We start from the raw sequence: 11,407 nt of genomic DNA on the forward strand, positions 1-11,407 counted from the left end.
AGAGGTTCCAACTGCGGCGCGCAGGCTTGAGGCCGCGCGCCTATGACGGGAAGACTTCTGGTTTGCGATTCAGTGCGGGTTTCGTAGACGCCCAGCCAGCGGTGAAGGGGCGAGCCATACGCCACGAAGAAGATGCTTACCTAGGGATAGCCCTATAGGTAAGTATACTAATAATGAGTATACTCATGAATAAATCGACCTGCTAGCATTTTTTCATTACACTAGGGTTAACCCTTAATTGCTATGAATAATGAATCGACCCTCATTGAATTCAATCGGCTTCCGGGTAATTACATTCGACGGCTGCAGCAAATAGCCGTGGCGATATTCCTGCAAGAGACCGAAGCACACGCTGTAACGCCGGTACAGTTTGCGGCGCTCCAATCCGTGCTGGGTACGCCCAATATGGATCAGCGCACCCTGGCAGCCGCCATTGGGCAAGATGCCTCTACTACTACAGGCGTTATCGATCGCCTTGAGGCCCGTGGGCTGCTTCAGCGCCGGCCGTCTCCCACCGACCGGCGCGCGCGTTGTCTTACTATTACCGAACAGGGCCGTCGGCTGTTGAACCAGGTTGCCCCCGCGGTGCTCCGCGCGCAAGCGCTTTTGCTTGAGCCCTTATCTGAGAATGAACAGGTTCAGTTCATGCACTTGGCCGAAAAGCTGGTCAACGGCAACAACGACTTAAGCCGTGCGCCTCGAAAGCATCCTGCCGATTAAACTGCGGGCAGTGTCTGCAGCCTTGCCGCCCGCTAGCGAAATATCGTATAATTAAGGGCTTTTTACGGCCTTGGGCGTTTAGCTTTAAAACGTTTAGCTTTAAACCGGCTGGCGTTCTGGTTAATTGTTTTAGCCCTAAAAAGAAAATAAATGGCTTATTGCCTGGCAGGTTGGTTTTATGCCGGGCGTTGTGGGTTTATCAAGCGTTGCTTTGTATTGCAGCCACCTGCGGCCATAAATCACAACAGAGTTTTATCATGCCTAAAATGAAGACCAAACGAGGCGCCGCAAAGCGTTTCGTGGTTCGTGGTAGCGGATCCATCAAGCGTGGTCAGGCTTTCAAGCGCCACATCCTGACCAAAAAAACAACCAAGAACAAGCGCCAGTTGCGCGGTTCGACCGCAGTGCACAAAGCTGATGTTGCCTCGGTCAAGTCCATGTTGCCTTACGCTTGATTATTAACGGAGATCTCATACCATGCCACGCGTAAAACGCGGCGTTACAGCCCGCGCCCGTCATAAAAAAGTTATTAGTGCAGCCAAAGGTTACCGCGGTCGTCGCGGTAATGTCTTCCGGGTCGCCAAACAGGCGGTAATGAAGGCAGGCCAGTACGCCTACCGCGACCGCCGCAACAAAAAGCGCACGTTCCGTGCCCTGTGGATCACCCGTATCAACGCAGGTTGCCGCGAGCTGGGTATTACGTACAGCGCTTTCATTGCCGGTACCAAAAAAGCCTCTATCGAACTCGATCGTAAAGTGCTCGCCGACATGGCGGTCAACGACAAGGCTGGTTTTGCAGCTGTTGTCAATCAGGCCCGTGCGGCCCTGACTGCCTAATAAGCTACACCTCGATTACGATATTGTGTTGCTGCGAACGGGGCTCTTTGTGGGCTCCGTTTGCTTTTGGAAGCGATGATTCATGACCTCTACGGCTGACGACCTGGTCTCCCAGGCAAAAGAACTTTTCGCCCTGGCCGCCGACCCGGCTGCTCTCGAAAACGCGAAAGCGCGATTTTTGGGCAAGCAAGGCGCGCTTACCGCCTTGTTGAAGGGCCTTGCCCAGCTTGATCCCGAGCAAAAACGCGAGCAGGGTGGTCGCATCAACCAGGTCAAGCAGCAAATCGAATCGCTGCTCAACGAACGACGCGCCCAGCTTGCCCAGGCCGAGCTCGATAAGCGCCTTGCTGCCGAAACCATTGACGTCACCTTGCCGGGCCGCGGCCGGGCATCAGGGGGCATTCACCCAGTCATTCACACGTGGCAGCGGGTGCAGGCCATTTTCGCCTCGATCGGTTTTGACTCTATTGAAGGTCCCGAGATCGAAAACGACTGGACCAACTTTACCGCGCTGAACAATCCGGAAAATCACCCGGCTCGTTCCATGCAGGACACGTTCTACGTCGACATGCAAGATGAGGGCGGCTTGCCGTTGCTGCTGCGCACGAACACCAGCCCCATGCAGGTGCGTTATGCCCGCATGAACAAGCCGCCGATCAAGGTCATTGCACCGGGCCGTACGTATCGCGTCGACAGCGACGCCACACATTCGCCCATGTTTCACCAGGTCGAGGGCTTGTGGATCGCAGAAGACATTTCTTTTTCTGATCTCAAAGGCGTGTACACCGACTTCTTGCGCGCCTTCTTCGAGACCGACGATCTTTCGGTGCGTTTTCGACCCTCATTCTTTCCGTTCACCGAGCCCTCAGCCGAGATCGACATGATGTTCACCTCTGGCCCCAATCAGGGTCGCTGGCTCGAGATCTCCGGTTCAGGGCAAGTGCACCCTCAAGTCGTGCGTAATTTCGGGCTCGACCCCGAACGCTACATCGGCTTCGCCTTCGGATCGGGGCTCGAGCGTCTGACCATGCTGCGCTACGGCGTCAACGACCTGCGCCAGTTCTTCGAGGGCGACCTGCGCTTTCTGCGTCAATTCAATCGCTGAGTGTCGTTTCGACACCCGGCCGACTGTCTACGGATCTGACAACACATCATGCAATTCCCCGAATCTTGGCTACGCGCGTTCGTGAATCCCGGTTTGTCTACCGACGAGCTATCCCATCAACTGACGATGGCAGGGCTCGAAGTAGAGGAAACGGAACCGGTGGCGCCGCCTTTCAGCGGCATCGTGGTGGCACATATTGTCGAGGTCGATAAGCACCCCGATGCAGACAAATTGCGAGTTTGCCGCGTTGACGACGGTTCGGGCGAACTGCTGCAGATCGTTTGCGGGGCACCCAATGCGGCTGCCGGAATGAAAGTGCCGCTGGCCAAGGTCGGCGCCGTACTGCCTGACGGCATGAAGATCGGCAAGGCCAAGATGCGCGGTGTCGAGTCGTTCGGTATGCTGTGCTCTGCGCGCGAACTGGGCTTGTCGCAAGACCATGCAGGCTTGCTCGAGCTTGATGCCAACGCTCAGGTAGGCCAGTCGCTGCGCGAAACGCTCGATTTGGACGACACGTTATTCACACTCAAGCTCACGCCCAATCGGGCCGATTGTCTGTCGATTCTGGGTGTGGCCCGAGAGGTTGCCGCACTGAGTGGCGCACCACTGACCTTGCCTGAAATGTCCGCAGCGCCGGTCGAGATAAACGACCGGCTCGCCGTAACAGTGGCTGCCCCCGATCTTTGCGGTCGTTTTGCAGGACGCATCATCCGCGGGGTGAACGCCCGAATGCAGACCCCCGACTGGATGGTGTCCCGGCTCGAGCGTGCCGGCCAGCGCTCTGTTTCGGCTCTGGTCGATATTTCCAACTACCTGATGCTTGAGCTTGGCCGGCCCACGCATGTGTTCGATCTTAAGCGCATCCACGGCGGGCTTACCGTACGCTGGGCCAAGCCGGGCGAAGAGCTCGAGCTGCTTAGCGGGCAGAAAATTGCACTCGATTCAGACGTTGGTGTCATTGCCGCGGGCGATGTGGTGGAAAGCATGGCCGGCATCATGGGTGGTGAATCTACGGCGGTTACGCTGGACACCACCGACATCTACGTTGAAGCCGCTTTCTGGTGGCCCGAAGCCATTATGGGACGAGCACGCCGCTACAAGTTCAGTTCCGAGGCCAGCCATCGCTTCGAGCGCGGTGTCGATTTTCAGAACGTGGTGCGCGACCTTGATCGCATCACCAACCTTATCTTGATGATCTGTGGGGGCAAGGCCGGCCCTATCGACGATCAGATAATCAATTTGCCCCAGCGCAAGGCCGTACAAATGCGCCTGCAACGCTGCCATCGCGTACTGGGCGTACCGGTCGAACAGGCCGAGATCGAACGTATCTTTCAGAGTCTCGACTTCGACTGGCAATGCCAGGACGGCGTCTTCAGCGTCGTGCCTCCTTCGTATCGCTTCGATATTGAAATCGAAGAAGACCTGATCGAAGAGGTGGCGCGTATCTATGGCTTCGAGCGCCTGCCCGATGTGCCGCCCCGTGCGCGTGCGAGCATCCGGGTCGACCCCGAGAGCCTGCGCGGCCCTCACGCCTTGCGCCACGCCATGGCTGCCATGGATTACCAAGAGGTCGTCAACTTTTCTTTCGTTCAGGAAGGCTGGGAAGAACACTACGCGGGTAATACGGATCCCATTCGTTTGCTCAACCCCATAGCCAGCCAACTTGCCGTCATGCGGTCCAGCTTGCTGGCAGGCCTGGTCGAAAACATTCAGCACAACGCCAATCGCAAACAGCCCCGCGTACGGGTATTTGAAATCGGGCGGGTGTTCTACCGCGACCCTCAGGTTAAAGACGGCCCCTTGAGTGTTGCCGGGGTCGCGCAGCCCCAGCGTCTGGCAGGCGCCGCATGGGGGCCTGCTCTTGAAGAGCAGTGGGGCGTTTCGGCCCGGCATGTCGATTTCTATGATGTAAAAAAAGACGTCGAAACCTTGCTTGGATGCCGGGCGAACCAGTTGCGCTGTGTTCCGGCCCCGTATCCCGCCTTGCATCCGGGGCGTAGCGCCAGGCTCGAGCTGGACGGCCGTGCTGTAGGCTGGATCGGCGAGCTGCACCCCCATTTGCTTGCGCAGGCTGATCTTGCGCAGGCACCGGTTCTGTTCGAAATAGACGTAGCAGCAATCGAGACCATCCCTTTGCCCGGACCCCGGGCGGTTTCGCGCCAACCTATCGTCGTGCGGGACATGGCTTTCTGGGTGAACGCCAACGTCTTGTATCAGGATTTACTCGACACCCTTACCCAAACCATTGAATCTAATGCTACTCTTGGCATTGTTCAAGACATCCGATTGTTCGACGTCTGGCGCGATCCATCCCAAAAAGACGGGCAGGCCCAAAAAAGCATGGCGTTGCGCTTCTGGCTGCAAGACGACCAGGTCACCCTGGACGATGCCCGTGTCGAACAATGCATGAGCCGGTTGCTGCAGGCGCTCGTCGATGCCCATGGGGCACGTCAGCGCTCTTAAGGAGCTTATAAGCATGAATTCAGACTCGCGTACCCTGACCAAGGCCGAATTGGCCGAGCTGCTGTTCGAGCGGGTGGGGCTGAACAAGCGAGAAGCCAAAGACATTGTCGATACTTTCTTCGAAGAAATCCGCGAATGTCTTGCAAGCGGCAGCGAGGTCAAACTGTCGGGCTTTGGTAATTTTCAGGTGCGCGACAAACCGCCGCGTCCGGGCCGCAACCCAAAAACCGGCGAAGTCATTCCCATCGAGGCTCGTCGGGTGGTTACATTCCACGCCAGCCAAAAGCTCAAAAGCGCGGTCGAGCAGGCCGGTGCAACGCAGGCCGCGCAGCGGCCCAAATAGGAGCCAAACCGCAAAAGGTACTTCAGGCCCGGGGTCGGCCAGTCGCCGTTGCCTCGGTCATTACACCATTTAACGTTCGCCCATGAGTTCCACTGAAACCTCTGTTACCCTGCCGCCCATTCCGGCAAAGCGCTATTTCACCATTGGCGAAGTCAGCGAGTTGTGTTGTGTCAAGCCGCATGTACTGCGCTACTGGGAACAGGAGTTCACCCAGCTCAAACCGGTCAAGCGGCGTGGTAACCGCCGTTATTACCAGCACCACGAAGTACTGCTTATACGCCGCATCCGCGACCTGCTCTACGAACAGGGCTTTACCATCAGCGGTGCCCGAAACCGCCTGGGCGATGCGCAGGCTCCTTTCGACCAAGATGCTGCCATACGTCTTAGCGGTCCCGAGTTACAAAGCTTGCGCGCCGAGCTTCAAGCCGCGCGCGACGACCTTGCGCAGGCATTGGGCGACACCGCCCGTAACGCCTGATGCGGCCCAGCGCGCTTGCCGCGTTGTTGCAGGCGCTGCCGGCCGATAAGGTTGCGGCGGTGCGCGCCTTGCATGGGCGGCTTGCCATCGATTCGGCGTGGTGCGCAACCCAGCCGCCTGGTATTCCGGGTCGCCCGGAACGGCCTCATCTGGTCGAGCCCTCAAAGGTCAAGTCTCGTTCGCCCAACACCATGGCCGGCCGTGCGGCCCTCATTCACTCGCTGGCGCATATCGAGTTCAATGCCATCAATCTTGCGCTGGACATTATCTGGCGCTTCGATGGCATGCCAGAACAGTTCTACCAAGACTGGGCCGGCGTAGCCCGCGACGAGGCTGACCATTTTATTTTGCTGGTTGCGCACTTGCGCAGCATGGGCCACGAGTACGGAGATTTTCCGGCACATGACGGCCTCTGGGAAATGGCCGAACGAACGTCACAAGACCTGCTTGCCCGCCTGGCCCTGGTGCCCCGCACTCTCGAAGCGCGTGGGCTGGATGCCTCGCCCCCGATCCGCAGCAAATTGGCCGCCGCGGGCGATATGCGGGGTGCGGGCATACTCGACATTATCTTGCGCGACGAAATCGGACATGTGGCCATTGGCAATAAATGGTATGGCCATGTCTGCCGGCAACGCAGCCTGGACCCCATTGCTCAGTACCGCGAGCTGGCGCGCCGTTATCGCGCCCCGCGCTTGCGGGGTCCGTTCAACATGCAGGCAAGACGCGCGGCGGGTTTCAGCGAAGCCGAACTAGAGGCCCTGCACGAATAAACCCGCCTAGCCCAGGCTGACTGTGCGCCCAATGAATAATATCGGTCCGTCGGGTTCTTGGGGGGTCGCTTGCGAGGGCTCCTGGGTCATTTCAAAAAACTGGCCCGGGCTGACCTGTCCGGTTACTTCCATGGGCAAGGTCAGCGACCTTTGCGGGTCGACCAGGCCCAGTAAACGTGGGCGCGGCGACTGCTCATTGTAGGTCCACAAATAAACTGATTCGGTTTCGGGCACGACGATATCTACTTGCGGTGCAAGAATCACGTTCTGGCGGCTGTCGACAGTCAGAATCCAGCCGGGTGTCGAGCTGGTTCCGGGCGCCTGCATAATGGCCACCTGAACAATTTGCGGCGCAGGTGCGGCCGGTGGTTGAAGCGGTGCGCTGACTGTCGGGTCTTGCCTGAATGTGGTTTCGGGCAAGGCCAGGACCGCGGCCAGCACGGCCAGTGCAGTGCTGAGCGATCGCCAGAACCACAAGCTGCGCCAAAGCGCAGGACGCGGCGGGCGTGCATTGGCGTCGGGGCGAAATGCCTCCATCGGGTCCGGGGGCGCAGCGCGAACACGGGCAGGCTGTGCAGACAACGCCGCCGGTTTTTCGGCGGGTGTCGCCGTTGAAATCTTAGAGCGATCTTGGGGAGCCGGAGCGACGCCGGGAGCCGACGGTATAGACTCGTTTGACAAAACCGAGGCCGTATCCGGCCGAATAAGCCGGGGCTCGAAGCCCATGGCCAGGCCCATGCCAGACTGTGGGGTAGATGCCGGCGTTGGTGTTTGTTTGTTAACGGGCAGTCCCAACGTTGCCTGTATGCGCTGCAGCAGCCGATCCGACGGGTGCAACGGGGTCAACGCGTCGGTCAGACTCAGCAGCCGCTCCTCCCATTGCAAGGCGCAACCTGCGGCGGCGTCGTCTTGTGAGAGCAACGAGTGAGCCTTTGCAAGCTGATCCTGCTCAAGCAGGCCTAAGGTGTATTCGGCGATGAAAATATCGTCTTGATGATGCAGATGGCTCATGCCGGTTCGAACTCCCGCAAAGTACGCAGGCAACTGCGAACACTGTGGCGAACTTCAGCAGCAGGGCGGCCCAATTGTTTGGCAATCGCGGCATAGCCCAGGCCGCTGTAATAGGCCATAAGCAAGGGCTTGCGCAGATTTTCGGGTTGCCGGGCCAACATGCCGGCCAGGTCATTTGCATGGTTTGAAAACGGCAGGCTTGCCGGCGCGGGCGACACGGAAGCGGGCGCCGGGCGCCGCTGCAACAAGCCTCGCGTCCGGTAACGCAAGATGCTGTGCAACCATGCGCGTGCGCTACCCATGCTGCTGTCGTAAGCGGATGCGTTCTTCCAGATCAATACGAACGCATCATGGACGGCATCTTGTGCGGCCGCTTGGTCGCCGAGCATGACATTGGCCAGTGCAAGCATGCAAGGAGCCTCGTGCGTGTAGAGTTGTTGCAGCGCGTCGGCGTCGCCTTGTGCGCAGCCCGCCAGGGCGGCCTGGTAGTCGAAGCGTGGATCGACCATGAAATCTCCGGTTTCTGATGGCAGGTTTATTGTATAAGGTGTTGGCTACGGCGCATTCGCCGGCGTAGCGTTTTTTTGGCAGGATGTATGAGTAGAGTCCATTATCGAGGCCCCGCGCCCGGCAATCGCAACGATTTTAAAACCATTCGCTCGCTGCTTCCATTTGTGTGGGAGTTCAAATACCGGGTGCTGATCGCCATGGCGTTCCTGGTGGCGGCAAAAGTTGCCAGCGTGATCACGCCTCTTTATTTAAAGGACGTGGTCGACGCATTGAGCCTGCCGCAGAACCTCATTGTTCTGCCCGTCGCGGCATTGCTGGGGTACGGCCTTGCCCGGCTGGCTAGCACTGTGTTTGGCGAGCTGCGCGACGCGCTGTTCGCACGCGTTACCCAAGGTTCGATTCGACGTATTGCAACGCGACTGTTCGAGCATCTGTTTGCGTTGTCGATGCGGTTCCACTTGCAGCGGCAAACCGGCGGCTTAAGCCGAGACATTGAACGCGGCACAAAGGGTATTGGCTTTCTGTTGAACTTCATGGTGTTCAACGTGCTGCCCACCTTGCTTGAAATCACGATGGTTACGGCCATTTTGCTGTGGCGCTACGACCTCACCTTTGCGGCGGTAACGCTCGGAACCATTGGGGCGTACATTGTTTTTACCCTGATCGTTACCGAAAAGCGCATGGTGTACCGACGCAGCATGAATGATCTGGACAGCCAGGCCAACAGCAAGGCGATCGACGCAATTCTTAACTACGAAACGGTTAAGTATTTCGGTAACGAAGCCTACGAACAGGATCGCTATGACCGCAATTTGAACCGTTGGGTGGATTCGGCAGTAAAAAACCAAGTGTCGCTGAACTTCCTGAATATGGGGCAGGGCGTCATCATTACAGTGGGGGTCACTGCCTTGCTTGCGCTCTCCGCCAACGGGGTGGTCAAGCAAACCATGACGGTGGGCGACGTGGTGCTGGTGTCGGCTTACCTGACCCAATTGTATGCGCCGCTTAATTTTCTCGGCTTTGTGTACCGTGAGATCAAGCACGCATTGGCCGACATGGAGCGCATGTTCGGCTTGATGGATCAAGATCTCGAGGTCGCCGACAAGCCTTCGGCCAAGGTGTTGAATACTCGCAGCGCCTCGGTAACGTTCGAACATGTGGATTTCGGTTATGAGCTTAACCGTCAAATACTGTTCGACGTCAGCTTTGAGATTCCCGCGGGCCAAACGCTGGCGGTTGTCGGTGCCTCGGGAGCGGGGAAATCAACCTTGTCGCGTTTGTTGTTTCGTTTTTATGATGTCAGTGAAGGTGCGATCAAGGTCGAGGGCATGGATATTCGGGACCTGGATCAGGCCAGCCTGCGTCGCCACATCGGCATCGTTCCGCAAGACACGGTGCTGTTCAATGACACCATCTTGTACAACATTGCCTACGGCAACCCGGGGGCCCATCGCGACGACATCATCGAAGCTGCACGGGCGGCCCGCATCCACGATTTCGTCATGGGCCTGCCCGATGGCTACGATACGCAGGTGGGCGAGCGCGGGCTGAAGCTGTCGGGCGGCGAGAAACAGCGTGTGGCGATTGCACGTACGCTACTCAAGAACCCGCCGATCCTGGTTCTTGACGAGGCAACCAGCGCGTTGGATACGCATACTGAAAAACACATTCAGGACGAACTGCGTCAAATTGCTCGCGATCGAACGACGCTGATCATTGCGCATCGTTTGTCTACGGTGGTGGATGCTGATGAGATCCTGGTGCTGGACCAGGGGCGGGTCGTAGAGCAGGGGTCGCATCGCGAGCTGCTTTTGCAAGGCGGGCGGTATGCGCAGATGTGGATGTTGCAGCAGGCGGGGCTGGATGAGGATGGTCATTCGGGGGCTGTTGAATAAGTCTTTTTAGCGTTGGCTTCGCAGCTTGCTCGGTCAGGTTGCGATGACTAGGTTCGGTGTTGTGGTCAGCCTCGGAGTTGTGAAGTCGCGATGATGCGGATTCTTGAACCACCCCTGGTTGCGGGGTATGCCTGATTCGCGCGGAGGCACTCGGCCTTCGGCCCGCCTGCCCTGGTCGTCCGCCCCTTCGGGCTCCCTTCTCAGGGCGCCCGGCTCTCGCGCCAACGCGCGAATCAGGCATACCCCGCACCCAGGGGCTCCGGTTAGAAAATGCGTCGGCTTGGGTTTGAAACTCGTCCGCAGCTGGTTAAGCCGGCGTTGCAGCCGCCTCTGGAGATCGACAAGCACCATATACCGGTGGCGTTCCAATCATCTCCATTAAAAGGCGTGGGGGTGGCTCCGGCTTTGGGCGACGTTTGCAAGCCGAGCGAACTGTCGTCTGCGGGGGTGCAAGCACGCAGCCTGTCTGAGCAACACGGGTGGCGGGCCACTGGCCCGCCGTTGCGAGTTCTGCGTGCGCCCCGCAGACGATAGTTCGAGAGGGAAGCCGGCAAAGCCGGCCGCAGCTGCCGGCGACCGAAGCCGGAGCCACCCGCGCGCCGCCTCAAGAAATTAAACGCAACGATCCAGCAATCGGAAAGAAACGATTCGAAGGCAACGCTGAAAAGGGCGATGGCCGTCATCGCCACGCCTTGAAAAATCGGCCTGATCGCCATCCAGTACCACAACCATTCCGCGAGTAAGGTCATACTTGACCGATACAGTACCGATAAAGTACTGTATGAAGACGCAGTAGCGCAATGCTTACCCGGAATATCTACAGGAGCCCACATCATGTTGCGTATCAGCAAGATCATGGATTACGGCACCTTGGTGCTGACCTACATGGCCGGCTGCCCCGAGCGCCTGTGCAGCGCTCCCGAATTGGCTAAAGCCCTTGGGTTGAACCCGCCCACCGTCAGCAAAGTGTTGAAACTGCTTGGACGTCATGGTCTGGTGCGCAGCGTGCGCGGCGTGCAGGGGGGGTACGCATTGAGCCGGCCCGCCACTGAAATCAACATCGCCCAGGTTATTGACGCCCTTGACGAACAACCCTTTGGGCTGACCGAGTGCACCTCATTACCGGGCAGTTGCGACTTCGAAACCGGCTGCAACCTGCGCCATAACTGGCAGCGCATCAACGACACTGTGCGTCGTGCGCTGGAAGAGGTCTCGGTGGCCGACATGGCGCGGCCACAACCCGTGGGAGTGTCGCTGCCGGCGACTGGTCGTACC

The 11,407-nt window shown here is 58.5% G+C and carries 12 protein-coding genes; 10 read left to right on the forward strand and 2 right to left on the reverse strand.

Annotated elements, in window-relative coordinates:
* Positions 1-243 precede the first annotated feature (243 nt).
* The 8 genes from VL003_RS11035 to VL003_RS11070 all read left to right on the forward strand — a co-directional run bounded on the left by VL003_RS11035 (position 244) and on the right by VL003_RS11070 (position 6,716).
* A complete protein-coding gene (locus VL003_RS11035) occupies positions 244-720 on the forward strand; it encodes a MarR family winged helix-turn-helix transcriptional regulator (RefSeq protein ID WP_325442418.1) in 477 nt (158 codons plus the stop codon).
* 257 nt (positions 721-977) lie between these two features.
* A complete protein-coding gene (gene rpmI, locus VL003_RS11040) occupies positions 978-1,175 on the forward strand; it encodes a 50S ribosomal protein L35 (RefSeq protein WP_325442420.1) in 198 nt (65 codons plus the stop codon).
* 22 nt (positions 1,176-1,197) lie between these two features.
* Positions 1,198-1,557, forward strand: coding sequence for a 50S ribosomal protein L20 (rplT, locus tag VL003_RS11045; RefSeq protein ID WP_325442422.1), 360 nt, complete (start codon positions 1,198-1,200; stop codon positions 1,555-1,557).
* A gap of 82 nt (positions 1,558-1,639) precedes the next feature.
* The gene (gene pheS, locus VL003_RS11050; RefSeq protein ID WP_325442424.1) at positions 1,640-2,662 is read left to right on the forward strand and encodes a phenylalanine--tRNA ligase subunit alpha; all 1,023 of its coding nucleotides are present in this window, start codon (positions 1,640-1,642) and stop codon (positions 2,660-2,662) included.
* Between the two features lie 48 nt (positions 2,663-2,710).
* On the forward strand, positions 2,711-5,125 hold the full coding sequence (gene pheT / locus VL003_RS11055; RefSeq protein WP_325442426.1) for a phenylalanine--tRNA ligase subunit beta: 2,415 nt from the start codon (positions 2,711-2,713) through the stop codon (positions 5,123-5,125).
* Positions 5,126-5,138: 13 nt separating this feature from the next.
* Positions 5,139-5,468 (forward strand): integration host factor subunit alpha, encoded by a 330-nt coding sequence (locus VL003_RS11060; protein WP_325442428.1) that lies wholly within the window; start codon positions 5,139-5,141, stop codon positions 5,466-5,468.
* An 82-nt stretch (positions 5,469-5,550) separates the two neighbouring features.
* A complete protein-coding gene (locus VL003_RS11065) occupies positions 5,551-5,946 on the forward strand; it encodes a MerR family transcriptional regulator (protein ID WP_325442430.1) in 396 nt (131 codons plus the stop codon).
* The gene (locus tag VL003_RS11070; RefSeq protein WP_325442432.1) at positions 5,946-6,716 is read left to right on the forward strand and encodes a ferritin-like domain-containing protein; all 771 of its coding nucleotides are present in this window, start codon (positions 5,946-5,948) and stop codon (positions 6,714-6,716) included. The genes VL003_RS11065 and VL003_RS11070 overlap by 1 nt, the downstream gene beginning before the upstream one ends.
* A 6-nt stretch (positions 6,717-6,722) precedes the next feature.
* Here VL003_RS11070 and VL003_RS11075 read toward each other — a convergent pair whose 3' ends face one another.
* Positions 6,723-7,727: an anti-sigma factor domain-containing protein gene (locus tag VL003_RS11075; RefSeq protein WP_325442434.1), complete on the reverse strand. Its 1,005-nt coding sequence runs from the start codon at positions 7,725-7,727 to the stop codon at positions 6,723-6,725.
* Positions 7,724-8,236 (reverse strand): sigma factor, encoded by a 513-nt coding sequence (locus VL003_RS11080; protein ID WP_325442436.1) that lies wholly within the window; start codon positions 8,234-8,236, stop codon positions 7,724-7,726. Before VL003_RS11080 ends, VL003_RS11075 begins: the two co-directional genes overlap by 4 nt.
* A gap of 87 nt (positions 8,237-8,323) precedes the next feature.
* On the opposite strand from VL003_RS11080, the gene VL003_RS11085 reads away from it, so the two are divergent.
* The gene (locus tag VL003_RS11085; protein ID WP_325442438.1) at positions 8,324-10,132 is read left to right on the forward strand and encodes an ABCB family ABC transporter ATP-binding protein/permease; all 1,809 of its coding nucleotides are present in this window, start codon (positions 8,324-8,326) and stop codon (positions 10,130-10,132) included.
* An 834-nt stretch (positions 10,133-10,966) separates the two neighbouring features.
* The coding region (locus tag VL003_RS11090) for an SUF system Fe-S cluster assembly regulator (RefSeq protein ID WP_325442440.1) at positions 10,967-11,407 on the forward strand (441 nt) is incomplete at its 3' end.

It is taken from the genome of Pusillimonas sp., assembly GCF_035515275.1.
Classification (GTDB): domain Bacteria; phylum Pseudomonadota; class Gammaproteobacteria; order Burkholderiales; family Burkholderiaceae_B; genus Pusillimonas.